We start from the raw sequence: 22,704 nt of genomic DNA on the forward strand, positions 1-22,704 counted from the left end.
TTCAGAATGTCCGAACGCTGCTGCCCCATACGAATAAAAAACCCGTCACATCACCATGCCACATACACACAAAACAGCAATACACCCGCTTGTCTATGCACTGATGGCCATTTTACTGTGGTCATCGCTGGCCAGCCTGGGCACTTTCACCCAGCGGCTGCCGCCATTTCTGGTAACCGCCATCGCACTGGCCATTGGCGCACTGCTCAGTATCCGGCATATTGCTCAATGGCGCGTTCCACTAAAAACCTTTGCCACAGGTGTCGCCGGCATTTTTGGTTACCACTGCCTGCTATTTACCGCATTTCGCACCGCGCCTGCACTGGAAGCGAATTTGCTGAATTACCTGTGGCCCTTATTGATTGTGCTACTTAGCCCCGTTTTCAAGCTGGGCACACTACGTTGGCCGCATATTGTGGCTTCGCTGTGCGGTTTCGCCGGCGCGGCCCTGATTGTGACCAAAGGCCAGCTACACGTGCCGGCAGTATTGCCAGCGGGGTTTCTGTTTGCCATTGCCGCCGCTTTTACCTGGGCCTGCTACAGCCTGCAAACCCGCAAGCTGCCTGCCTTCCCCAATGCCGCAGTAGGCGGATTCTGCCTGGCATCGGCGCTACTGGCCGGGCTATGCCACCTGGCCTTCGAGCCGGCCATCCTGCCAGACAGCGGGGAATGGCTAGCACTGCTGGCCATGGGCATCGGCCCACTGGGGCTGTCGTTCTTCTTCTGGAATATCGCCATGACATCGGCCGACCCGCGCCAGATCGGCGCCGTGTCCTACCTCACCCCCCTGCTATCTACCATGATGCTGGCGGCTACCGGCCTGGGCACCATGAACCGTACCAGCTGGATAGCAGCCGGGCTGATTCTGGGCGGCGCCATCATGGGCAGCCTGGCGGGGCGCGCAGAACGCGACTAAAAGCAAGACACCCAGCTTGCAGCACAAACCGTGCGCAGGCTGGGTGACGGGTATTTTAACGAGGCTTGTACAACAGGAACACCAGCAAAGTGCAGGGTTATTTCATGCTGCGGCGGTAGACGCGCTGGGCACCACGCACGGCATTCAGCGGCGCGGTGCTGAGCTGGGTAGAGGCAAAATGGTGAATCTGGCGCGAGGCACGGCTCGCGATCATACAGCCGGACAAACCCGCGTCCAGCGGCATGAAACAGGGTGCCAACGCCCGCGGGGTTTTATCGAGGTACTGCAGCCATTGTTTCTGCTGCGAGCCCACCCAGCGCTCGCCCAGCACCAGCAGCTCGTGATTGATGTCTGCCGAAACCTGCATCATGGCCGCGCCGGATTGCAAGGTGTCTTCCAGGCGCTGGTTGATCTGCTGGTGGTTGAATGGCACATCGTCCAGCGCGCGCGGGTAAAAATGGCGCAAATAATCTGCCTGGGCCGCCATCCAGCGCTGCTGGGCGCGCTGGCATACATCCAGATACTGCTGCAATACCTTGACCATATCGACTCCTGCCTGGGTTTTACCCTGTCAATGCAGCTGCCACACGGCAGACAGCTCGCCTACCAGCACAGACAATACCGGATCTGCGGCTTTGTCTGCTGAAAATACAAACTGCAGCTCGGCACTCTTGACGATGTCCGGCACTACCTCCAGCAGGCCTTGAGCAGCTGCCTGCTGGGCATCCTGCTCGCGAATCAGCGACAGCCCTACTCCGGCCTTGACCAACTCTATGGCGGTAAACAGGTTATCGCACTCGGATACTTTTTTCGGGGAAATATTCAGCTCGCGCCACAGCTCGCTGACAATTTTGGACAAACTGGAAAACTGCGAAATACCCACCCACGGCAGGCGGCCCAGCTCTTTGGGGTTGGCCGCATTAATGCGCGAAAGCCAGCCTGGCGGGGCCACAATCCGCAAAGGCAGGTGGTCCAGCAACACGGTGTGTACGTTAGCGTAGGGGTTTTTGCCCAGATAAAAACCACCGTCCAGCTCTTTCTTGCGCACCGCATTCAGCACATCACCGGTGACACCTTGGTGCAGGCAGACCTCCAGCAAGGGGTAGCGCTCTGCCATGCGCGCCACCAGCTCGCCCACGCGCAAGATATCCGGAGTCAGGGTGATGCCCAGCTGCGCCCGGCCGCTGAGCTGGCCCTTGAGCCCGCGCGCGTGGTTCAGCAGCTGGCGGGCGGCCGCCAGGATGTCTTGCGCTTGCGGCAACAGCTCCTGCCCGGCCAGCGTCAGCACCACGCCACCGGCGGTGCGCTCGAACAAGGGCATGCCGACTTCTTCTTCAATCGCCTTGATCTGCGCCGTCACTGCCGGCTGGGACAAATGCAAGACCTCAGCGGCCTGTGTCAGGTGGCCCTGCTGCGCCACTGTCACAAAGGTCCTCAGCTGATAGATTTCCATCCCTGTACTGCCCTCTAGATTAGCTTGCGCACCAGGCATGCACGGCGCCTGCCCGTTTCGATAAATTGGCAATCATTCTGTACAAGCCCCTGCAACAGGACAAGGGCTGTGTCACAAAAAGATGCATCAGATTCGCTTATGTCATGCATCAATAAAGCAAATGCTCGACTGCAACGTACTGTAAATAATGAGTTTTTTACATGGCACACGCCAAACCTTATCCGTCACATCAAAAAAAACGATTAGCGGCAGCCTGCACCAAAGTCGTAATTTCCCCTTAGCGATTACTGTCTTTCGATAGTTCGCAACAGAGATTAGGGAGGAACAATGAACGAAGACATCCTGAAACGGGTGCAGGCTAATCCGAAATTTGCAGAGCTGGTCCAGAAGAGATCCAGCCTCGGATGGCTGCTCAGCATCGTCATGCTGGCAATTTACTATGGCTTCATCCTGGTACTTGCCTTCTCGCCGGCCACATTGGGCGCGTCGCTGTCTGGCGGCGTGACCACGGTTGGCATCCCGGTGGGTATTTTCATCATCGTGTCGGCGTTTGTTTTGACCGGCATCTATGTTCGCAAAGCCAACACCGAGTTTGATCAGCTCAATCAGCAGATTGTCGAGGAGGCGAAACAATGAAAAGCTGGATGAAATCCGCCGCACTCGGCTCGCTGTGCCTGCTACCGGCTTTTGCCATGGCAGCTGGCGCGCTGGAAGGTGACGTACAAAAGCAGGCCACCAACTGGACGGCCATCATCATGTTCCTGCTGTTTGTTTCCGGAACACTCTACATCACCTACTGGGCAGCACGCCGCACCCAGTCCGCCTCCGACTTCTACACCGGCGGTGGTGGCATTACCGGCTTCCAGAACGGCCTGGCCATTGCGGGTGACTACATGTCCGCCGCGTCTTTCCTGGGTATTTCGGCCATGGTGTTCGAAAAAGGCTACGACGGCCTGATCTACTCCATGGGCTTCCTGGTGGGCTGGCCTATCATTCTGTTCCTGGTCGCCGAGCGCCTGCGTAACCTGGGTAAATTCACCTTTGCCGACGTGGCCTCCTATCGCCTGCAACAGACACCGGTACGTACCTTTGCCGCTACCGGTACGCTGGTGGTGGTAGCGCTGTACCTGATTGCACAGATGGTGGGCGCAGGCAAACTGATCCAGCTGCTGTTCGGCCTGAACTACAGCACCGCTGTGATCCTGGTAGGCGTGCTGATGGTGATGTACGTGATGTTCGGCGGCATGCTGGCCACCACCTGGGTACAGATCATCAAGGCGGTTATCCTGCTGTCCGGTGCCACTTTCATGGCCTTCATGGTGATGGCTTCCGTGGGCTTCAGCCCGGAAACACTGTTCCAGAAAGCCACCGAAGTGCATGCCAAAGGCTTGGCTATCATGTCGCCTGGCAAAGCAGACCCGATTGACTCCATCTCGCTGGGCCTGGCCCTGATGTTTGGTACCGCTGGCCTGCCGCACATCCTGATGCGCTTCTTTACCGTAAGCAACGCCAAAGAAGCCCGCAAATCGGTGTTCTACGCTACCGGCTTCATCGGCTACTTCTACATCCTCACCTTCATCATCGGTTTCGGCGCCATCGTACTGGTACTGAACCAGCCTGCTTTCATGGAAACCATCGTGAAAGACGGCAAGCCACTGACCCAGCTGCTGGGTGGCAACAACATGGCGGCGATTCACCTGTCGCACGCTGTAGGTGGTGACCTGTTCTACGGCTTCATCTCCGCAGTGGCTTTTGCCACCATCCTGGCGGTGGTAGCTGGCCTGACCCTGTCTGGCGCATCGGCCGTATCGCACGACCTGTACGCATCGGTTATCAAGAAGGGCAAGGCTAACGAGAAGGACGAAATGCGCGTGTCCAAGCTGACCACGCTGGCGCTGGGTATCATCGCCATCGTGCTGGGCCTGGTATTCGAGAAACAGAACATCGCCTTCATGGTGGGCCTGGCCTTCTCGATCGCAGCATCGGCCAACTTCCCGGTACTGTTCCTGTCCATGTTCTGGAAGGGTCTGACTACCCGCGGCGCCGTAATCGGTGGTGCCATCGGCCTGGTGTCTGCCGTGGTCATGATCATCCTGGGGCCAGCAGTATGGGTAGACGTGATGGGCCATGCCAAAGGTTCGGCACCGTTCCCGTACAAAAACCCTGCCCTGTTCTCCATGAGCCTGGCCTTCTTCTTTACCTGGTTGTTCTCGGTACTGGATACCTCCAAAGCCGCAGAAGAAGAAAAAGCCAAGTTTGACGCACAGTTTGTCCGCTCCATGACCGGTATCGGTGCATCGGGCGCCTCCAAACACTAAGCCCTACCCGTAGCAAAGGCCGCACCGTTCGCGGTGCGGCCAACCAAAGAGATAATTAAGGAGCCACTATGTCTACCCTCGAATCGATCCTGAAGGAAACCCGCAGCTTCCCGCCTAGCGAAGACTTCCGCCGCAAGGCCACAGTCTCGGGGATGGATGCCTACAACGCCCTGTGCGAACAAGCTGACGACCACTATCTGTCCTTCTGGGGTGACCTGGCCCGCGAACTGATTACCTGGAAAAAACCGTTTTCCCGCGTGCTGGATGACAGCAACGCCCCGTTCTTCAAATGGTTTGACGACGGCGTGCTGAACGTGTCCTACAACTGCCTGGACCGTCACCTGGCGGTGAACGCCAACAAGATTGCACTGATTTTTGAAGCTGACGACGGTGAAGTCACCCGCGTCACCTACTCCGAATTGCACCGCCGCGTGTGCCAGTTTGCCAACGGCCTGAAGAGCCAGGGTATTGGCAAAGGCGACCGCGTCGTGATTTACATGCCGATGGTGATTGAAGCCATCGTGGCCATGCAGGCCTGCGCCCGTATCGGCGCTATCCACTCCGTGGTGTTTGGCGGCTTCTCCGCCGGCGCCGTGCGCGACCGCATCCAGGATGCCGGCGCCAAAGCCGTGATCACGGCCAACGAAGGCCTGCGCGGCGGCAAAACCGTTCCGCTGAAAGCCACGGTAGACGAAGCCCTGGCCATGGAAGGCTGCGAATCCATCAGCACCGTGGTGGTATACCAGCGCACCAATGGCGGCGCCAACTGGGCCGAAGGCCGCGACGTATGGTGGCACAAGCTGATCGAAGGCCAGGCCGAGTACTGCGAACCGGAATGGATGAACGCCGAAGACCCGCTGTTCATTCTGTACACCTCCGGCTCCACCGGTAAGCCTAAAGGCATCCAGCACAGCAGCGCCGGCTACCTGCTGGGCGCACTGAACAGCTTCCGCTGGGCATTCGACTACAAACCGAACGACGTGTACTGGTGCACCGCCGACGTGGGCTGGATTACCGGCCACTCCTATATCTGCTACGGCCCGCTGGCCACAGGCGCTACCCAGGTGGTGTTTGAAGGCGTACCGACCTACCCGGATGCCAGCCGCTTCTGGAGCATGATCGAGAAACACAAGGTGTCCATTTTCTACACCGCCCCTACCGCGATCCGCTCGCTGATCAAACTGGGTGCCGACCTGCCCAAGCAGTTCGACCTGTCCAGCCTGCGCATCCTCGGTACCGTGGGTGAGCCGATCAACCCGGAAGCATGGATGTGGTACTACGAAGTGGTAGGCGGCGGCCGTTGCCCTATCGTGGACACCTGGTGGCAGACCGAAACCGGCTCCGCCATGATCGCCCCGCTGCCAGGCGCGGTCCCCACCAAGCCGGGTTCTTGCACCCTGCCGCTGCCGGGCATCATCGCCGACATCGTCGATGAATCCGGCGCGCAGGTAGAGCCGGGCCGTGGTGGCTTCCTGGTGATCAAAAAGCCGTTCCCGTCGCTGGTACGCACCATCTGGAACGACCCGGAGCGCTTCAAGAAAACCTACTTCCCGGACGAGTTCAACGGCCAGTACTACCTGGCGGGCGATTCGGCCAACCGCGACGAAAACGGCTACTTCTGGATCATGGGCCGTATCGATGACGTGCTGAACGTGTCCGGCCACCGCCTGGGCACCATGGAAATCGAGTCGGCACTGGTGGCTAACCCGCTGGTAGCCGAAGCCGCCGTGGTGGGCAAGCCGCACGAGATCAAGGGCGAAGCCGTAGTGGCCTTTGTGGTACTGAAAGGTGCCCGCCCGCAGGGCGAAGAAGCCAAGAAAGTGGCCGCCGAGCTGAAGAGCTGGGTAGCGCACGAGATTGGCAAGATCGCCCAGCCGGACGATATCCGCTTTGGCGAAAACCTGCCCAAGACCCGTTCCGGCAAGATCATGCGCCGCCTACTGCGCTCCATCGCCAAAGGCGAAGAGATCAGCCAGGACACCTCCACGCTGGAAAACCCGCAGATTCTGGAGCAGCTGCAAGAAGCCGCGACCTGATCTGCTGCCGTACCCGGCCTGTGCCCCGGCACAGGCCACGCCGGGCAGCCGCCCGGCGAGTAGTTCCCTAGTAGATGTGCTGCTTTACCCTCTTTGGCCGCGCGCGTGCTGCAATCACCGCGCGGCATTTTTACGCCTGTCTGTCAGCAAACCCGGTGCAATCCCCCGCCTGCGGCCAACCCTGCGGGAATGAAGGTTGAAGCGCGGCGGCCTTATCAAGGATAATCCGGCGATTAACGCCACCCCGCCCCCTCAATGGATCTCGGACACTACCTGCTCATCCTCGTCAGCACCGTACTGGTCAACAATGTGGTGCTGGTACGCATGCTGGGCCTGTGCCCTTTCATGGGTGTCTCCAGAAAACTGGAAGCCGCTATCGGCATGGGCGCTGCCACCACCTTTGTCCTCACGCTCGGGGCCGGCAGCAGCCATCTGGTCAACCAGCTGCTGATCGCGGCAGACCTGACCTTCCTGCGCACGCTGTCGTTTATCGTGATCATTGCCGCCATCGTGCAGTTCACCGAAATGGTCATCCATAAAACCAGTCCGGTGCTGTACCAGGTGCTGGGCATCTACCTGCCGCTGATTACCACCAACTGCGCGGTGCTGGGCATTCCACTATTGAACGCGCAACAAAACCACAGCCTGGCCGAGTCGCTGGTATTCGGTTTTGGCAGCGCAGTAGGCTTTTCGCTGATCCTGATCCTGTTTGGCGCCCTGCGCGAGCGGCTGGAAGGCGCTGACATCCCCGCGCCGTTCCAGGGCACCGCTATTGCACTGGTCACTGCGGCGCTGATGAGTCTTGCCTTCATGGGCTTTGGAGGCCTGACACGATGAACACCCTGTTGCTTGCATTACTGGTCATGGTGGCGCTGGCCCTGTTGCTGGGCGCCGTCCTGGGCTACGCCTCGGTGCGTTTCAAGGTAGACGCCGACCCGCTGGTAGACAAAATCGACGACATCCTGCCGCAAACCCAGTGCGGCCAGTGCGGCCACCCCGGCTGTCGCCCCTACGCCCAGGCCATTGCCAGCGGCGAAGAAGACATCAACAAATGCCCGCCCGGCGGCGAAGACGGCATCCACAAGCTGGCCGAGCTACTGGGCGTAGACTTCAAACCGTTTGACGCCGGCGCCGCGCAGCCCAAACCCAAAGCCGTGGCACTGATAGACGAAGCCACCTGTATCGGCTGTACGCTGTGCATCCAGGCCTGCCCGGTAGACGCTATCCTGGGCTCGGCCAAGCAGATGCACACCATCATCGCCAGCGAATGCACCGGCTGTGAGCTCTGCCTGCCGCCCTGCCCGGTAGACTGCATCCGCATGATTCCGCACGGCACCGACCTCACCAACTGGAAATGGCGCTACCCCACCATTCCCATCAAGGCGGTCAAGCCATGAGCCAGCTGTATGACTTTCACGGTGGCATCCACCCGCCGCAGCACAAAGACGCCGCCACCGGCCGCCCCATCCAGCAGCTGCCCTTGCCACCGCAGCTGTACATTGCCCTGGCGCAAAGCGTAGGCAACCCGGCGCGGCCAACCGTAAGCGTGGGCCAACCGGTGCTGAAAGGCCAACAGCTGGCCGAGCCGGATGGCCGCCTGTCCGCCGCCGTGCACGCGCCCACCTCCGGCACCATCACCGCCATCGGCCCGCACCCGTTTGCCCACCCGTCCGGCCTGCCGGTAGCCACCATCACGCTAGCGCCCGATGGCCTGGACAGCTGGCAGCCGCGTAGCCCGCTCGCATGGCAAGACGCCAGCCCGGCGCAGCTACGCAGCCACCTGCAAGACATGGGCGTGGTTGGCCTGGGCGGGGCGGTGTTCCCCACCCACCTCAAGCTGGGTGCCAGCCCGCTGGCCACCCTGGTGGTGAACGGCGCCGAGTGCGAACCCTTTATCAGCTGCGACGACATGCTGATGCGCGAACGCGCCGCCGGCATCGTGGACGGCATCCGCATTGCCGCGCACGCGCTGCAGGCAGGCCAGGTGCTGATCGGCATCGAAGACAACAAACCGCAAGCCATCGCCGCCATGCAGGCCGCCTGCGCCGGCACGCCCTACCGCGTGGTGAGCATCCCCACCAAGTACCCCAGCGGCGGCGCCAAGCAGCTGATCCGCCTCCTCACCGGCATCGAGGTACCGCACGGCACCCGCGCCACCGACCTGGGCGTGCAGTGCCTGAACGTGGGCACGCTGTACGCCATGGCCCGCGCCGTGCTGCACGGCGAGCCGCTGCTGAGCCGCGTCGTGACCGTGACCGGCGCCGTAGCCTATGCGGCCAACTACGAGGTGGCCATCGGCACCCCGCTGGCCTGGCTACTGCAACAAGCCGGCATGGCCGACGCGCAGACCGAAGTCATCATGGGCGGCCCGATGATGGGCATCACCCTGCCCGACCTGCACGCCGGCCTGCCCAAAGCCGGCAACTGCCTGATCGCCAAAAGCGCTGCGCTGTTCCCGCCGCGCCCGCCCGAGCAGGCCTGCATCCGCTGCGGCGACTGCGCCAGCGTGTGCCCGGCGCAGCTGCAACCCATGGACCTGTTCTGGTTTGCCAAATCGCGCAACTTCGGCAAAGCACAAGAACGCCACCTGTTCGACTGCATAGAATGCGGCGCCTGTAGCTATGTGTGCCCCAGCCAGATACCGCTGGTGGACTACTACCGTTTTGCCAAAAGCGAAATCTGGGCCGCCGAGCGCGACAAGAAAAACGCCAGCCTGGCACGCCAGCGCCATGAGTTCCGCCAGTTCCGCATCGAGCGCGACAAATCCGAAAAAGCCGCCCGCCTGGCCGCCCGCGCCGCCGAGCAGGCCGCCAAGCTAGCCTCGCAAGCGGCCACCCCGGCAGCAGCCAGCACCGCCCCCGCCGCCAGCGGCATGGACGACGCCAAGAAAGCCGCCATCGCCGCCGCGCTAGCCCGCGCCGCCGCCCAGAAAGAAGCCAAGCCGCTGTCCGAGCAGCACACAAGCGGCCTGGACGATGCCAAGCAGGCCGCCATACAAGCCGCCATGGCGCGCGCTGCCGCCCGCAAAGCCGCCTCAGACGCCGCCAAAGCCGCCGATGCGGCCAACCCTGACAGCCCGCCAGCCACTACCCCAGCACAAACCGGCATGGACGACGCCAAACGCGCTGCCATCGAAGCCGCCATGGCGCGTGCAGCCGCCCGCAAGGCCGCCGCCGACGCCGCAAAAGCAGCCGATGCGGCCAACCCTGACAGCCCGCCCGCCGCCGCCCCAACGCAAACCGGCATGGACGACGCCAAACGCGCCGCCGTCGAAGCCGCCATGGCGCGCGCTGCCGCCCGTAAAGCCGCCTCAGACGCTGCCAAAGCCGCCGATGCGGCCAACCCTGACAGCCCACCAGCTACTACCCCAACGCAAACCGGCATGGACGACGCCAAACGTGCTGCGGTCGAAGCCGCCATGGCGCGCGCTGCCGCCCGCAAAGCCGCCGCCCAGGCACAGAAAGACGCATCCGAATGAGCCGCCACGCTACCCATATCGCCCAGCCCGTTACCGTTTCGCGGGTGATGCTGAAAGTGCTGGCCGCCCTGCTGCCCGGCATTGCCGTCTCGGTGTACTGCTTTGGTCCCGGCGTGCTGGTGCAGCTGCTGCTGGCTACCCTCACCGCGCTGGGTGCCGAGGCCGCCGTACTGCGGTTGCGCCAGCGCCCCGTCGCCCCCGCCCTGGCCGACCTGTCGGCGGTGGTTACCGCCTGGCTGCTGGCGCTGTCCATGCCGCCGCTGGGCGCGTGGTGGATGATCGTCGTGGCCACGCTGTTTGCCATCGTGCTGGGCAAGCAGCTGTACGGCGGCCTGGGCAACAACCCGTTCAACCCGGCCATGGTGGGTTTTGCGGTGATGATCGTATCGTTCCCGGCGCAGATGGCGGCCTGGGGCACACCGTTGGCCGCACTGGACGCCACCGCGCAGCTGCAATGGATCTTCACCCACACCCTGCCTGCCGGCAGTAGCGTGGACGCGGTGTCCAGCGCCACGCCGCTGGACGTGCTGAAAACCGGCCTGCTGCAAGGCGGGCAGGATGTCGCCCAGCTGCTGCTGCAGCCGCGCTTTGGCCAATGGGGCAATGCCGGCGGCGAATGGGTGGCACTGGCGTGGGCACTGGGCGGGCTGTGGCTGTGGCAGCAAAAGCTGATCCCGTGGCGCACACCGCTGGCCATGCTGGCCGGCGTGCTGGCGGTGAGCCTGCCGCTATGGCTGTGGCAGCCGGCACACTACGCCAGCCCGCTGTTCCACCTGCTGAACGGCGCCACGCTGCTGGCGGCCGGCTTTATCGTGACCGACCCGATTAGCGGCAGCACCACGCCGCTGGGGCGGCTGATTTTCGGCTTTATGGTGGGCGTACTGGTGGTGGTGATCCGCGTGTTTGGCGGTTTTCCCGACGCGGTAGCGTTTGCCGTGCTGATCATGAATATGGCGGTGCCGTTCATCGACCAAACCACCCAGCCGCGTGTCTTCGGCCGCAAAGGGGGCCGCCATGCGTAAGGCCGCCACCCAGGCCCGCCGCAGCGCCATCACGCTGGCTGCTTTTGCTACCACCGCCACCGTGCTATTGGCTAGCACCTGGCTGGCCACGCATCAGCAAGTGGAAGCCAACGAAGCCGCCACCCGCGCCGCGCTGCTGGCGCAAGCGCTGCCCGCCGGCAGCTTCGACAACGACCTGGCCGCCAACGCCCTGCCCCTGCCGCGCAGCGTCGCGCAGCAGCTGGTACAGCGTGATGCGGCCAAGGTGTACCTGGCGCGCCAGCATGGCCAGCTCAGCGGCGTGGTGCTGGAAGCCGCCGCACCCAACGGCTACGGCGGGCGCATCGAGCTACTGGTCGGCATCGCCCGCGATGGCACGGTGCAAGGCGTACGCGTGGTGAGCCACCGAGAAACACCGGGGCTGGGTGACTATATCGACCTGGCCGTCAGCCCGTGGGCACGCCAGTTTGCCGGCAAGCCGGCCGACAGCCGCTGGGCGGTGAAAAAAGACGGCGGCGATACCGATTACATCAGCGGCGCCACCATATCGGCCCGCGCCGTGAGCGCGGCGGTGGCACGCTGCAGCGATTACTACCGCAGTGCGCAAGCGCGCCTGCTGCAAGGACAACCATGAGTACGCCCCCTACCGTGTGGCAAGACATCGCCCGCAAGGGCCTGTGGCAACAAAACCCCGGCCTGGTACAGCTGCTGGGCCTGTGCCCGGTGCTGGCCATCAGCAATAACGTGGTGAACGCGCTGGCGCTGGGCCTGGCCACCACGCTGGTCACCGCGCTGTCCAGCGCCACCGTGTCCAGCGTGCGCCACTGGGTACCGCACGACATCCGCAACCCGGTGTTCATCATGATTATTGCCAGCCTGGTCACCTGTGTCGACCTGGCCATGAACGCCTGGCTGCACGAGCTTTACCTGGTGCTGGGCATTTTCATCCCGCTGATTACCACCAACTGCATCGTGATGGCCCGTGCCGAGGCCTTTGCCTCGCGCCAGCCAGTGCGCGAAGCCGCCTGGGATGGCGCCATGATGGGCCTGGGGCTAACCGGCGTGCTGGTGGCGCTGGGCGCGCTGCGCGAGCTGCTGGGCAAGGGCACGCTGCTGGCCGGCGCCGACAAGCTGTTTGGCCCCGCCGGCCACCACCTGAGCCTGCAGCTGGCCGGGCCCGATTACCAGTTCTTGCTGATGCTGCTGCCACCGGGCGCCTTTCTGGGTCTGGCGCTGCTGATTGCCGGCAAGAACGCACTGGACGCCCGCGCCCGCCAGCGCCAGGCCGCTGCGGCCAACCCTGCCACCCTGGCCAACACCGGTACCACGCCATGAACAAGACCATCCGCCAGGAAATTTTTGCCCGCCTGCAGGCCCATAACCCGCACCCCACCACCGAGCTGGAATACGCCAGCCCGTTCCAGCTGCTGATTGCCGTGCTGCTATCGGCACAGGCCACCGACGTGGGCGTGAACAAAGCCACCCGCGTGCTGTTCCAGGTGGCCCCTACGCCGGACAAAATGTACGCGCTGGGCGTGGCCGGGCTGGAGGACTACATCAAGACCATCGGCCTGTACCGCACCAAGGCCAAGAACACCATCGAAACCTGCCGCATCCTGCTGGCACAGCATGGTGGCCAGGTGCCGGAAAACCGCGAGGCGCTGGAGGCGCTGCCAGGGGTTGGCCGCAAAACGGCCAACGTGGTGCTGAATACCGCCTTTGGCCACCCCACCATTGCGGTAGACACGCATATTTTCCGCGTAAGCAACCGCACGCGCCTGGCACCCGGTAAAGACGTGCGCGAGGTAGAAGACAAACTGTTACGTTTTGTGCCCGCAGAATACAAACAGGACGCGCATCATTGGCTTATCCTGCACGGGCGCTACGTTTGCAAGGCCAGAAAACCCGACTGCGAACGCTGCGTGATCGCAGACCTCTGCGAATATCCGGCAAAACCGCTATGATGAACGCCTGTCGATTGATTTTTACTGTCATCGCTGCCCGGCAGCGATAAACGAATCTAAAAGGATTGCCCAGGTGAACGCCTGCACACGCTTGGCCCTCATCACCGCCGTCGCCCTGTCCGTAGGGGGTTGCGGCAAAATCGAAGCACTATTCAAGGACGACAAGGGTGCCCCCGTCGCCGTACCGGCCAAGGCCGACGGCAGCGTGGCCATGCTGCTGCCGGACTTTACCCAGCTGGTAGAGCGCGAAGGCCCGGCCGTGGTCAATATCCAGGCCATGCGCGCCGAAGCCCGCGCCAGCCAGAGCGACAACCCCTACCCGGTGCCGGAAGACGACCCGTTTTACGAGTTCTTCCGCCGCTACATGCCCAACCCGAACCAGCAGCAGGAAACCCCGCAGCCCTCGGAAAGCGTCTCGTTTGGTAGCGGTTTCATCTTTACCGACGATGGCTACATTCTCACCAATGCCCACGTGGTAGCTGGCAGCAGCCAGATCAAGGTCATGCTGACCGACAAGCGCGAAATGCGCGCCCGCCTGGTAGGCCTGGACAAACGCACCGACGTCGCGGTGCTGAAGATCGATGCGGCCAACCTGCCCACGGTGAAGACCGGCACGCCGGACGAGCTGAAAGTGGGCGAATGGGTCGCCGCCATCGGCGCGCCATTCGGCTTTGAAAACACCGTCACCGCCGGCATCGTGTCGGCCAAAGGCCGCAGCCTGCCGGACGAAAGCTACGTGCCCTTCATCCAGACCGACGTGGCCATCAACCCGGGTAACTCTGGCGGCCCGCTGTTCAACCTGAAGGGCGAAGTAATCGGCATCAACTCGCAGATCTATAGCCGCAGTGGCGGCTTCATGGGGATCTCGTTTGCCATCCCGATCGACCTGGCCATGAAAGTAGCCGACCAGCTCAAAGCCAAAGGCAAAGTGAGCCGTGGCCAGCTGGGCGTGCATATCCAGGAAGTCTCGCAGGAGCTGGCGCAGTCCTTCGGGCTGGACCGCGCCCGCGGTGCGCTGGTGGTGCGCGTAGAGCCATCCGGCCCTGCCAGCCGTGCCGGTGTGCAGATTGGCGACATCATCCTGCGCCTGAACGGCCAGAACGTGGAAAGCTCGCGCGACCTGCCACGCATGGTGGGCGACCAGCCGCCGGGCGCGCAGATCAAGCTGGGCGTATGGCGCAAGGGCAAAGAGCAGAATATCGATGCCACCCTGGCCGAGCTGGCACCCGAGCAAGCACAAGCCACGCCGGAGCAAAGCCAGCCGGACGTGCCGCAAAGCTACCAGTTTGGCAAACTGGGCCTGACGCTGTCAGAGCTGAGCGCCAGCGACAAGCAGGAGCTGGGCATCCGTGGCGGGCTGTTTGTGCAAAAGGTACAGGGCTTGTCTGCCCGTGCCGGCCTGCAGCACGGCGATATCATCATCGGCCTGAACCAGGTGGAGGTCACCACGGTAAAGGGCTTTGAAAAAGCCCTGAACGACGCACGCGGCAATATTGCCCTGCTGGTAAGACGTGGCGACAGCACGCTGTTTGTGCCGCTACGCATGAACTGATTTCCAGCCGCCGCCAGGCGGCTTTTTTACGCCGGTACGGTATGGCCGAACATACGGCCAACCACACGGCGGCGCTCGAAACAAAGGAGAAACCATGAGCTTTCTGACAACCGACCTGTACGATGCCCACGAAGGCCGCGTGGCCGTGCTGGAACCCATGCTGAAAAGCTACGGCGGCAAGCCGCGCTTTTGCGGCCAGGTCGTCACCCTGAAGCTGTACGAAGACAACACCCTGGTACGCGAGATGCTGGCCGAGCCCGGCGCGGGCAAGGTGCTGGTGGTAGACGGTGGCGGCTCGAAACGCTGCGCGCTGCTAGGCGACCAGATTGCCGAGCTGGCGGTGAAAAACCAGTGGGAAGGTGTGGTGATCTACGGCTGCATCCGCGACTCGGTGGCCATCGGTGCGCTGCCGCTGGGCGTGCGCGCGCTGGACACCAACCCGAAAAAATCGGTGAAGCGCAACGAAGGCACACGAAACCTGGTGCTGAATTTTGCCGGGGTGGACTTTACCCCCGGCCACTGGCTCTACGCCGACGAAGACGGCGTACTGCTCTCCCCTGTGGCCTTGCTCTGATACGTCACCGCCTGGCGGTGGCGCGGGTGTGCCGGCAGCAGCGGTGACAGGCTGTCGCGCACCCACAGCAGCATCTGGTCGGCCCAGGTGTGATCCTCGGGCATCAGCAGCTCCGGCTGGTCCAGCGTCGCCGCGGTAATGTCGATTTCATCCGGCGAGCCTTCGTGCCGGTAGCTCAGCGTGGTGCCGCACTGCGGGCAAAAGCCACGCTTTACCCCTAGCGACGAATGGTAAAGGCGCAACTCGCCCTGCCATTGCAGGTCGATACTGCGCACGGTAAACCAGGTCACAAATGGCGCGCCGCTGGCCTTGCGGCAGGACGCGCAGTGGCAATGGGTGACATGGTAAGGTTGGCCGCGAAAACGGTAACTTACCGCACCGCACAAGCATCTGCCTTGCATGATGTCCTCCTGTTGCGATAAATCCGTCACTTAGCCACTATAAGCCAAGCCCTGCCGGCGGTGAAAGCGTTGCACTGCAAAATGCCGGCGGTCTGCCCGGCCTGCCGGTCACGCTGCAACACCTTGCTGCCAAGACAGCGCGACACCAGCAAAAAGCCCCTGCTGCTTGCACAGTCAGGGGCTTTTACGTTGGCCGCAACCAGGGCGGCCGGCATCAGGCCGGCTGTACCGGCGTGGCGCCTTTTACCTCGGTGATCACGTTCTTCTCGTCGACAAACACCAGCTTGGGGCTGTGGCCGGCCAGCTCGCTGTCTTCATACGCCGCAAAGCTGGCAATGATCAGCAGGTCGCCCGGGGCAGCGCGGCGCGCGGCCGAGCCATTCACCGAAATGGTACCCGAGCCACGCTCGGCGCGGATGGCGTAGGTGGCAAAGCGCTCGCCATTGGTGACGTTCCAGATCTGGATTTCTTCGTACTCGCGAATATCCGCCGCTTCCAGCAGGTTTTCGTCGATGGCGCACGAGCCGATGTAATGCAGCTCGGCATGGGTGGTGGTAACACGGTGAAGCTTGGATTTCAGCATGGAACGCTGCATGGTTTTTTCCTGTTACTGGCGCTGCAATGTCAGCGCGTTACTTCGATATTATCAATCAGGCGGGTACGGCCCAGGCGGGCGGCCGCCAGTACTACTAGGCGCGGTTCGCCAGCGTGGGCCACTTCCAGCGTATCCGCCTGGCGCACCTCGATATAGTCCACACGCCAGCCGTGCGCGGCCAGGTCGTCGGCAGCGGCTTTTTCCAGCACGGCGTAGCGGTTGTCACCGGCCAGCAGGGCGTCGCGGATGGCAGACAGGTGGCGGTACAGGCGCGGCGCTTCGGCACGCTCTTCGGCACTCAGGTAACCATTGCGCGACGACAGCGCCAGGCCATCTTCGGCGCGGCCGGTGTCCACCGGCACGATCTCGATCGGCATGTTCAGGTCGTCCACCATGGCACGGATCACGTGCAGCTGCTGGAAGTCTTTCTTGCCGAAACAGGCCACGTCAGCCTGCACGATATTGAACAGCTTGCTCACCACGGTGGCCACGCCGCGGAAGTGGCCGGGGCGGAAGGCGCCGCACAGCTCGTTCTGGATATGCGGTGGCTCGACGTTGAAGTCTTGCTTGATGCGCGGGTACAGCTCGCGCTCGTCCGGGAAGAACAGCACGTCTACGCCAGCGGCGTCCAGCTTGGCGCAGTCGGCCTCGAAAGTACGCGGGTAGGCGTCAAAGTCTTCGCCCTGGCCAAACTGCAGGCGGTTCACAAAGATACTAACGACGACCTTGTCGGCGTGCTGGCGCGCGGCTTCTACCAAAGCCAGATGGCCGGCGTGCAGATTACCCATGGTGGGGACAAAAGCCAGGCGGCCAGCGGTTTTGCGCCAGGCGCGCAGCTGGGCGATGCTACGAATGATTTGCATGGTGCTCACTCAGTGAGGGCGCGCGACCCGGCGTATTGCACGGGTCGCGGCATGTGACTCAGAAACAGTGCTCTGGCGCCGGGAAGCTGCCATCCTTGACGGCGCTGACATAGGCGCCGACGGCACCCTGGATGCTGTGCGCTTCGTCCATGAAGTTTTTCACGAAGCGGGCCTTCTTGCCCGGGAACACGCCCAGCACGTCGTGCAATACCAGCACCTGGCCGGAGACATCGGGGCCGGCACCAATGCCGATCGTCGGCACGCCAATGCTCTCGGTCACACGCTTGGCCAGCGCAGCCGGTACGCACTCCATCAGCACCATGCTGGCACCGGCATCGGCCAGAATGCGTGCTTCTTCCACGATACGCTCGGCATCGCTTTCGCTCTTGCCCTGTACCTTGTAGCCACCAAAGGTATTCACAAACTGCGGGGTGAGGCCGATATGGGCGCACACCGGCACACCGCGCTGCACCAGGAAGCGCACGGTATCGGCCATGAAAGCGCCACCTTCCAGCTTCACCATGTGGGCACCGGCCTGCATCAGGCGCGCCGAGCTGGCAAAGGCTTGCGCCGGGCTTTCCTGATAGGCGCCAAACGGCAGGTCGGCCAGAATCAGGGCACGCTGGCTGCCACGGGCCACACAGCGGGTGTGATAGGCCATCTCGTCCATGGAGACGGGCAGTGTGGAACCTTCCCCGCGGATAACCATGCCCAGCGAATCGCCGATCAGCATGATATCGACCCCGGCGTTGTCCAGCAGGGTGGCGAAGCTGGCGTCGTAGCAGGTCATCATGGCGATTTTCTGCCCCTCGGCTGCCATGCTGTGCAGGGTGTTAACGGTGACTTTCATGTCTTTTTTCCTTGTTGCTTCTTCCGGTTGCGCGTTGTCCAGCTTGTGGCCGGGCGCGCCCAGGGCTTTATATGCCCTTGTTGAAGTAATTGCGCTGGCCACGCATCTCGCTGATGCAGCGCAACAATAGCCCGAAATCTTCTTCACCTTCAACCAGATCAAGATGGTCGGTGTTGACGATCAGGAGCGGAGCCGCCTCGTAGGCGTGAAAAAAGGTGCTGTAGGCTTCGTGCATGCGCTGCACATAGCCTTCCGGCATGGCGATGGTTTCGCCCGCGGCAGCGCGTGCGGCCAACCTTTTGCTGACCGTTTCCGGCGACGCCTGCAGGTAAATGACCAGGTCGGGCACCGGGTGCTCGGGCAGAAAACGCTGCACGATGCGCTGGTACAGCGCCAGTTCGTCTTTATCCAGCGTCTGCGCGGCAAACATAGCGTCTTTATCAAACAAAAAATCAGACACCAGCGGTGCCGCCAGCATGTCGCCCTGCAGCATGGCCTGCGCGGCGTCGGCACGCTGCATCAGAAAGCTCAGCTGGGTAGAAAAGGCGTGGTACGGCGGGTGGCGGTAAAAGCGCTCCAGAAACGGGTTCTGTTCGGCGTCTTCGGCCAACAGGCGTATTTGCCAGTAGCTGGCCAGGCGGCGCGCCAGCTGGGATTTGCCGGAGCCTATCGGCCCCTCTACCACGACATATCGCAAATTCGACATAGCGTTTTCCTGTCTAAGCCAAACGTTTTACACCCGCCGCATCCAGACCGGCGGCAATATCGGCAGCGGCGCCATGGTTGCCAACCTGCATGTCTGCCGCCATGTCAGCCAATGGCAGCATGACAAAGGCGCGTTCGTGCATGCGCGGGTGCGGCAGCGTCAGAAAATCAGTCTCCAGTACCACGCCTTCTACCAGCAGCAGGTCAAGGTCCAGTACGCGCGGGGCGTTGCGGAAGGTACGCACGCGGCCAAATGCCTGCTCGACCTCCAGCAGAGCTGCCAGCAATGCTTCGGGCGACAGACTGGTCTGAACCTCGCACACCGCATTGATGAAATCTGGCTGGTCGGCATAGCCTACCGGTGCGGTCTGGTAGCAGGCAGAACGGCGCAGCAGGGATACACCTGGCAGGGCGGCAATCGCCGCCAGAGCGGCTTCTACTTGCTGTACCGGGTTTTCCAGGTTACTGCCTAGCGCAATAACGGCACGGCTCACTCGGCGCCACCCTCGGCGGGGCGGGCGTTCGGCTTGCGGCGGCGGCGGCGCTTCTTCTGCTCGGCGGTGGCACCGCCAGTGGCTGCCGGTGCGTTACGGGCTTCTTCTACCAATAGCTGGCGGTCGGCGTGGTCGGCGTGCTGGAACTCGGCCCACCATTGCACCATCTCGCGCGGCACGTCGCCTACTTCGGCGCGCAGGCAGTAGAAATCGAAGGCGGCACGGAAGCGCGGCTGCTCCAGGAAGCGGAACGGGCGCGCGCCATTACGGTTGTCAAAGCGCGGCTGCAGCGCCCAGATTTCACGCATGGTGGCCGAGAAGCGGCGCGGGATGGCAAAGTCTTCATCCTGCAGCGATTCCACCTCGGCCATGGCTTCCATCAGCGCGGCAATGGACTTTTCGCCGTCAGCAGTACGCGCTTTCCAGCGGTTGTTTACCTGCGCCCACAACAGTGCGGCCAACATGAAGCCTACCGATACCGGCTTGTCGGCACGGATGCGTTCGTCGGTGCTGGCCAGCGCCAGCTTGAGGAAGACTTCGCCGCCCTCTTCGTCCATGACCGCGTCCAGCAGCGGGAAAATACCGCGCGACAGGCCTTCGTCACGCAGTTTTTTCAGGCAGGCGTAGGCGTGACCGGAGTGCAGCAGCTTCAGCAGCTCGTCAAACAGCCGCGCTGGCGGCTCGTTTTTCAGCAGGTGGGCGTGGGCGGCAATCGGCTTGCGGGTGTGTTCGTCTATCTCGAAACCCAGCTTGGCGGCCAGGCGTACCGCGCGCAGCATGCGCACCGGGTCTTCCTGGTAGCGGCGGGCAGGCTGGCCGATCATCACCAGCTTTTTGGCCTGCAGGTCTTTCACCCCATGGTGGTAGTCGATGATGGTTTCATCGGTGGGGTTGTAGAACAGCGCATTCACGGTAAAGTCGCGGCGCAGCGCGTCTTCGGACTGGTTACCGTAGGTGTTGTCGGCCATGATGCGGCCGGTTTCATTGGTCTTGCCCGCTTCGCCCCCCCGGAAGGTGGTGACCTCGATGGTTTCCGGCCCCATCATCACGTGCACAATGCGGAAACGGCGGCCGATGATGCGCGAGCGGCGGAATATATGGTGCACTTCTTCCGGCGTGGCGCTGGTGGCTACGTCAAAGTCCTTGGGCGATACGCCCAGCAGCAAGTCGCGCACGGCCCCGCCTACCACGAAAGCGCTGTGGCCGGACTCTTGCAGCCGCGATACCACACGCAGGGCGGCGTGGCTCAGTGCATCGCGGCGTACGCCGTGCTGCGCCAGCGATAGCACGCGCGGCTTGGGTTTGTTGCGGCCGATGCCGGCTGGCAGGTCGAAAACGCGGCTGATCAGTTTGCGAATCATCAGGAACAGTATCTGGAAGAAGGTGGGAGGCAGCAGTTGCTACCCTATTCAAGCGGGGGATTATAGCCCGATATCCTGCGCATTCTCCAGCATTGTGCCAAGACGGTACTTGACAGTATCGATAGACTGCTCTAATTTCGAGCCTGCGCCGATTTGTGACTGCTTGCGGGGCGCCCGATAAATTCCAGCTAAAGCGTGCAGACCACCCGCTGACCGCTTTATTGCTGCAGCGGGTTTTTCTTTGGCAGGCAGCCAGGCCACACGACCGTTTTACGCGCCGAGTTAATCGACAACTTGCAGGGCGCTTTCGAAATTCTGCTAAAGCGTCGCTCGGCCAGCCGGGCGCGCACACCGCTACGGAGACTGCCATGTACGACTGCCAAGAAGACCGCTACACCGACTTTGCCATCACCCCCCGCTGTGCGGCCCCCACCCTCAGCGGCTCGCTTACCGCCAATGCCACCCCCGCCACGCGCCACAAGCTGACCGAGCTGGCGGCCTACGCCACCGAACGCGGCCTGGATATCAGCCTGCAGCAAGGTACGCTGGCCATCTACGCCCTGAGCCTGACCGAGGCGCTCAATATCAACGCCCGCTTCGGCCATGATTTGCTGATCAGCTGCCACCTGCGCCGCGACCCGCCTGCACGTTTTGGCTGACACAGCGTTCGCAAGGTTGGCCGCACAGCCAAAGGCGGCGCCCGTATAATGCCGCCTTTATCCCTACCCGCCGCTGCCTTACATGCTGTTTGATCTGAACCGTACCCCTGCCGCCGCCTTGCGGCAGGAAGCCCATACCCTGGGCAAACTGGCGCTGCCGATGATGGTGGCGCAGATTGCCCAGGTGGCGACCAGCTTTGTCGATACCGTGATGGCCGGCCACGTCAGCACCGACGACCTGGCGGCGGTATCGCTGGGCTCCAGTGTCTTCATCACCGTGTATGTCACGCTGATGGGCGTGGCATCGGCCATGAACCCCATCCTGTCGCAACAGTTTGGCCGTGGCGACACCCACCAGATTGGCGCCACGGCACGCCAGGGCCTGTGGTTCGGCCTGCTACTGGGGCTGCTGGGCATGCTGCTGATGCTGGCTATCCAGCCGCTGCTGCGCCTGTGGCTGGACCTGCCCGCCAGCGTAGAAGACAAGGCCATGCTATTCATTACCGGCAGCGCCATGGGCATGCCGGCGGCCATTTTGCACCGTGCGCTGTACGCTTTCAGCTCCAGCCTGAACCACACCCGCCCCATCATGCTGGTGAGCATCTGCGGCCTGCTGCTTAACATACCCTTGAACTACGCACTGATTCACGGCCTGGCCGGCCTGCCGGCACTGGGTGGCGCCGGCTGCGGCTGGGCTACCGGCATGGTGATGTGGTTTAACGCCGCTGCGCTGTTTTGCGTGATCAAATACCAGAAGGTCTACCGGCCTTACGGCCTGACTGGCGGCTTGAGTTGGCCGCAGTGGCAGCGTTTTCCGGCTTTCCTCAAGCTGGGCCTGCCTATCGGCTTGTCCTTTTTTGTGGAAGTCAGCCTGTTTTCCTTTATTGCGCTACTGGTCGCCAAGCTGGGCACCACCGTGGTGGCCACCCATCAGGCGGTGCTGAACTTTTCCAGCGTGATCTACATGATTCCGCAGAGCATCGGCGTGGCGCTCACCATCCGCGTAGGCCAGCGCATCGGCGCGGGGGACTACCGCGGTGCGCGCACCGTGTGCGGCGTGGGCCTGGCCATGGGCATCGTACTAGCCTGCCTCACCATGGTCTGGGTGCTACTGGGGCGCGAGGGTATTATGCGCACCTATAGCAGCGACCCGGCGGTGATTACCCTGGGCATGTCGCTGATGCTGTTTGCCGCCTTTTACCAGCTGACCGACGCCATGCAGACCATTGCCTCGGCAGCGCTGCGCGGCTACAAGATCACCACCATGCCGATGGTGATTCATATTGTGTCGTTCTGGCTGGTAGGCTTGGGCCTGGGGGCCATATTGGGCCTGAGCCACCTGCCGCTGCCCGGCCTGACACTGCCCATGGGCGTGCATGGTTTCTGGCTGGCGCTGGTGATCAGCCTGAGCCTGGCCGGCCTGCTGCTGGTAAGCTATCTATCGCGCGAGAGCCGCCGCCGGCTGCACCGCCAAACTGCCTGAA

24 protein-coding genes are annotated in these 22,704 nt (G+C 62.6%); 15 read left to right on the plus strand and 9 right to left on the minus strand.

The features are described 5' to 3' along the window. Positions 1-103: 103 nt before the first annotated feature. A complete protein-coding gene (locus FLQ44_RS19540; RefSeq protein WP_147695720.1) occupies positions 104-916 on the plus strand; it encodes a DMT family transporter in 813 nt (270 codons plus the stop codon). 97 nt (positions 917-1,013) lie between these two features. Here FLQ44_RS19540 and FLQ44_RS19545 read toward each other — a convergent pair whose 3' ends face one another. Further along, the gene (locus FLQ44_RS19545; protein WP_147695721.1) at positions 1,014-1,460 is read right to left on the minus strand and encodes a hypothetical protein; all 447 of its coding nucleotides are present in this window, start codon (positions 1,458-1,460) and stop codon (positions 1,014-1,016) included. Between the two features lie 27 nt (positions 1,461-1,487). Continuing rightward, a complete protein-coding gene (locus tag FLQ44_RS19550; protein WP_147684239.1) occupies positions 1,488-2,369 on the minus strand; it encodes a LysR family transcriptional regulator in 882 nt (293 codons plus the stop codon). 327 nt (positions 2,370-2,696) lie between these two features. On the opposite strand from FLQ44_RS19550, the gene FLQ44_RS19555 reads away from it, so the two are divergent. The 12 genes from FLQ44_RS19555 to rraA all read left to right on the plus strand — a co-directional run bounded on the left by FLQ44_RS19555 (position 2,697) and on the right by rraA (position 15,292). Continuing rightward, entirely contained in the window at positions 2,697-3,005 is a 309-nt protein-coding gene (locus tag FLQ44_RS19555; protein WP_147695722.1) for a DUF485 domain-containing protein, read from the plus strand. A gap of 8 nt (positions 3,006-3,013) precedes the next feature. After that, the gene (locus tag FLQ44_RS19560; RefSeq protein WP_439144951.1) at positions 3,014-4,687 is read left to right on the plus strand and encodes a cation acetate symporter; all 1,674 of its coding nucleotides are present in this window, start codon (positions 3,014-3,016) and stop codon (positions 4,685-4,687) included. A gap of 68 nt (positions 4,688-4,755) precedes the next feature. Further along, positions 4,756-6,723 (plus strand): acetate--CoA ligase, encoded by a 1,968-nt coding sequence (gene acs / locus FLQ44_RS19565; protein ID WP_147695724.1) that lies wholly within the window; start codon positions 4,756-4,758, stop codon positions 6,721-6,723. 255 nt (positions 6,724-6,978) lie between these two features. Next, complete coding sequence (gene rsxA / locus FLQ44_RS19570) at positions 6,979-7,560, plus strand: electron transport complex subunit RsxA (protein WP_147695725.1); 582 nt, start codon at positions 6,979-6,981, stop codon at positions 7,558-7,560. Continuing rightward, on the plus strand, positions 7,557-8,120 hold the full coding sequence (rsxB, locus tag FLQ44_RS19575; protein ID WP_147695726.1) for an electron transport complex subunit RsxB: 564 nt from the start codon (positions 7,557-7,559) through the stop codon (positions 8,118-8,120). Before rsxA ends, rsxB begins: the two co-directional genes overlap by 4 nt. Beyond that, the gene (gene rsxC, locus FLQ44_RS19580; protein ID WP_147695727.1) at positions 8,117-10,201 is read left to right on the plus strand and encodes an electron transport complex subunit RsxC; all 2,085 of its coding nucleotides are present in this window, start codon (positions 8,117-8,119) and stop codon (positions 10,199-10,201) included. Before rsxB ends, rsxC begins: the two co-directional genes overlap by 4 nt. Beyond that, positions 10,198-11,223, plus strand: coding sequence for an RnfABCDGE type electron transport complex subunit D (locus tag FLQ44_RS19585; protein ID WP_147695728.1), 1,026 nt, complete (start codon positions 10,198-10,200; stop codon positions 11,221-11,223). The genes rsxC and FLQ44_RS19585 overlap by 4 nt, the downstream gene beginning before the upstream one ends. Then, positions 11,216-11,836, plus strand: coding sequence for an electron transport complex subunit RsxG (gene rsxG, locus FLQ44_RS19590; RefSeq protein WP_147695729.1), 621 nt, complete (start codon positions 11,216-11,218; stop codon positions 11,834-11,836). The genes FLQ44_RS19585 and rsxG overlap by 8 nt, the downstream gene beginning before the upstream one ends. Continuing rightward, positions 11,833-12,537 (plus strand): electron transport complex subunit E, encoded by a 705-nt coding sequence (locus FLQ44_RS19595; RefSeq protein ID WP_147695730.1) that lies wholly within the window; start codon positions 11,833-11,835, stop codon positions 12,535-12,537. Before rsxG ends, FLQ44_RS19595 begins: the two co-directional genes overlap by 4 nt. Next, positions 12,534-13,166, plus strand: a complete 633-nt coding sequence (gene nth / locus FLQ44_RS19600; protein WP_147695731.1) for an endonuclease III — start codon at positions 12,534-12,536, stop codon at positions 13,164-13,166. The genes FLQ44_RS19595 and nth overlap by 4 nt, the downstream gene beginning before the upstream one ends. Positions 13,167-13,239: 73 nt before the next feature. Further along, complete coding sequence (locus FLQ44_RS19605; protein ID WP_147695732.1) at positions 13,240-14,718, plus strand: DegQ family serine endoprotease; 1,479 nt, start codon at positions 13,240-13,242, stop codon at positions 14,716-14,718. A 94-nt stretch (positions 14,719-14,812) separates the two neighbouring features. Next, positions 14,813-15,292: a ribonuclease E activity regulator RraA gene (gene rraA / locus FLQ44_RS19610; RefSeq protein WP_147695733.1), complete on the plus strand. Its 480-nt coding sequence runs from the start codon at positions 14,813-14,815 to the stop codon at positions 15,290-15,292. On the opposite strand, the gene FLQ44_RS19615 is transcribed toward rraA, so the two are convergent. The 7 genes from FLQ44_RS19615 to pcnB form a co-directional block, all read right to left on the minus strand. Then, positions 15,244-15,693, minus strand: a complete 450-nt coding sequence (locus FLQ44_RS19615; protein WP_240801347.1) for a GFA family protein — start codon at positions 15,691-15,693, stop codon at positions 15,244-15,246. The two genes, rraA and FLQ44_RS19615, sit on opposite strands and share 49 nt — an antisense overlap. Before the next feature lie 214 nt (positions 15,694-15,907). Continuing rightward, positions 15,908-16,288, minus strand: coding sequence for an aspartate 1-decarboxylase (gene panD / locus FLQ44_RS19620; RefSeq protein ID WP_017509304.1), 381 nt, complete (start codon positions 16,286-16,288; stop codon positions 15,908-15,910). A 29-nt stretch (positions 16,289-16,317) separates the two neighbouring features. After that, positions 16,318-17,151, minus strand: a complete 834-nt coding sequence (gene panC, locus FLQ44_RS19625; protein WP_147695734.1) for a pantoate--beta-alanine ligase — start codon at positions 17,149-17,151, stop codon at positions 16,318-16,320. 58 nt (positions 17,152-17,209) lie between these two features. Next, positions 17,210-18,001 (minus strand): 3-methyl-2-oxobutanoate hydroxymethyltransferase, encoded by a 792-nt coding sequence (gene panB, locus FLQ44_RS19630; protein WP_147686875.1) that lies wholly within the window; start codon positions 17,999-18,001, stop codon positions 17,210-17,212. A gap of 67 nt (positions 18,002-18,068) precedes the next feature. Continuing rightward, the gene (locus tag FLQ44_RS19635) at positions 18,069-18,707 is read right to left on the minus strand and encodes a deoxynucleoside kinase (RefSeq protein WP_147695735.1); all 639 of its coding nucleotides are present in this window, start codon (positions 18,705-18,707) and stop codon (positions 18,069-18,071) included. Positions 18,708-18,720: 13 nt separating this feature from the next. Next, entirely contained in the window at positions 18,721-19,200 is a 480-nt protein-coding gene (gene folK / locus FLQ44_RS19640; RefSeq protein ID WP_147695736.1) for a 2-amino-4-hydroxy-6-hydroxymethyldihydropteridine diphosphokinase, read from the minus strand. Next, positions 19,197-20,561 (minus strand): polynucleotide adenylyltransferase PcnB, encoded by a 1,365-nt coding sequence (pcnB, locus tag FLQ44_RS19645; RefSeq protein ID WP_147695737.1) that lies wholly within the window; start codon positions 20,559-20,561, stop codon positions 19,197-19,199. Before pcnB ends, folK begins: the two co-directional genes overlap by 4 nt. Positions 20,562-20,929: 368 nt before the next feature. On the opposite strand from pcnB, the gene FLQ44_RS19650 reads away from it, so the two are divergent. Both FLQ44_RS19650 and FLQ44_RS19655 read left to right on the plus strand, forming a co-directional pair. Beyond that, positions 20,930-21,220, plus strand: a complete 291-nt coding sequence (locus FLQ44_RS19650; protein ID WP_147686883.1) for a hypothetical protein — start codon at positions 20,930-20,932, stop codon at positions 21,218-21,220. An 82-nt stretch (positions 21,221-21,302) separates the two neighbouring features. Further along, on the plus strand, positions 21,303-22,703 hold the full coding sequence (locus tag FLQ44_RS19655) for an MATE family efflux transporter (RefSeq protein WP_147695738.1): 1,401 nt from the start codon (positions 21,303-21,305) through the stop codon (positions 22,701-22,703). Position 22,704: the final 1 nt, after the last annotated feature.

The organism is Vogesella mureinivorans (assembly GCF_007644035.1).
GTDB classification, from domain to species: Bacteria; Pseudomonadota; Gammaproteobacteria; order Burkholderiales; family Chromobacteriaceae; genus Vogesella; species Vogesella mureinivorans.

Coding starts and splice junctions, on each gene's coding strand:
- panB (WP_147686875.1), bottom strand. CDS start 18,001: ATGAAAGTCACCGTTAACACCCTGCACAGCATGGCAGCCGAGGGGCAG.
- FLQ44_RS19635 (WP_147695735.1), bottom strand. CDS start 18,707: ATGTCGAATTTGCGATATGTCGTGGTAGAGGGGCCGATAGGCTCCGGC.
- acs (WP_147695724.1), top strand. CDS start 4,756: ATGTCTACCCTCGAATCGATCCTGAAGGAAACCCGCAGCTTCCCGCCT.
- pcnB (WP_147695737.1), bottom strand. CDS start 20,561: ATGATTCGCAAACTGATCAGCCGCGTTTTCGACCTGCCAGCCGGCATC.
- rsxB (WP_147695726.1), top strand. CDS start 7,557: ATGAACACCCTGTTGCTTGCATTACTGGTCATGGTGGCGCTGGCCCTG.
- FLQ44_RS19585 (WP_147695728.1), top strand. CDS start 10,198: ATGAGCCGCCACGCTACCCATATCGCCCAGCCCGTTACCGTTTCGCGG.
- nth (WP_147695731.1), top strand. CDS start 12,534: ATGAACAAGACCATCCGCCAGGAAATTTTTGCCCGCCTGCAGGCCCAT.
- FLQ44_RS19545 (WP_147695721.1), bottom strand. CDS start 1,460: ATGGTCAAGGTATTGCAGCAGTATCTGGATGTATGCCAGCGCGCCCAG.
- FLQ44_RS19555 (WP_147695722.1), top strand. CDS start 2,697: ATGAACGAAGACATCCTGAAACGGGTGCAGGCTAATCCGAAATTTGCA.
- rsxG (WP_147695729.1), top strand. CDS start 11,216: ATGCGTAAGGCCGCCACCCAGGCCCGCCGCAGCGCCATCACGCTGGCT.
- rsxA (WP_147695725.1), top strand. CDS start 6,979: ATGGATCTCGGACACTACCTGCTCATCCTCGTCAGCACCGTACTGGTC.
- rraA (WP_147695733.1), top strand. CDS start 14,813: ATGAGCTTTCTGACAACCGACCTGTACGATGCCCACGAAGGCCGCGTG.
- panD (WP_017509304.1), bottom strand. CDS start 16,288: ATGCAGCGTTCCATGCTGAAATCCAAGCTTCACCGTGTTACCACCACC.
- panC (WP_147695734.1), bottom strand. CDS start 17,151: ATGCAAATCATTCGTAGCATCGCCCAGCTGCGCGCCTGGCGCAAAACC.
- FLQ44_RS19540 (WP_147695720.1), top strand. CDS start 104: ATGGCCATTTTACTGTGGTCATCGCTGGCCAGCCTGGGCACTTTCACC.
- FLQ44_RS19550 (WP_147684239.1), bottom strand. CDS start 2,369: ATGGAAATCTATCAGCTGAGGACCTTTGTGACAGTGGCGCAGCAGGGC.
- rsxC (WP_147695727.1), top strand. CDS start 8,117: ATGAGCCAGCTGTATGACTTTCACGGTGGCATCCACCCGCCGCAGCAC.
- FLQ44_RS19655 (WP_147695738.1), top strand. CDS start 21,303: ATGCTGTTTGATCTGAACCGTACCCCTGCCGCCGCCTTGCGGCAGGAA.
- FLQ44_RS19615 (WP_240801347.1), bottom strand. CDS start 15,693: ATGCAAGGCAGATGCTTGTGCGGTGCGGTAAGTTACCGTTTTCGCGGC.
- FLQ44_RS19650 (WP_147686883.1), top strand. CDS start 20,930: ATGTACGACTGCCAAGAAGACCGCTACACCGACTTTGCCATCACCCCC.
- FLQ44_RS19560 (WP_439144951.1), top strand. CDS start 3,014: ATGAAATCCGCCGCACTCGGCTCGCTGTGCCTGCTACCGGCTTTTGCC.
- FLQ44_RS19595 (WP_147695730.1), top strand. CDS start 11,833: ATGAGTACGCCCCCTACCGTGTGGCAAGACATCGCCCGCAAGGGCCTG.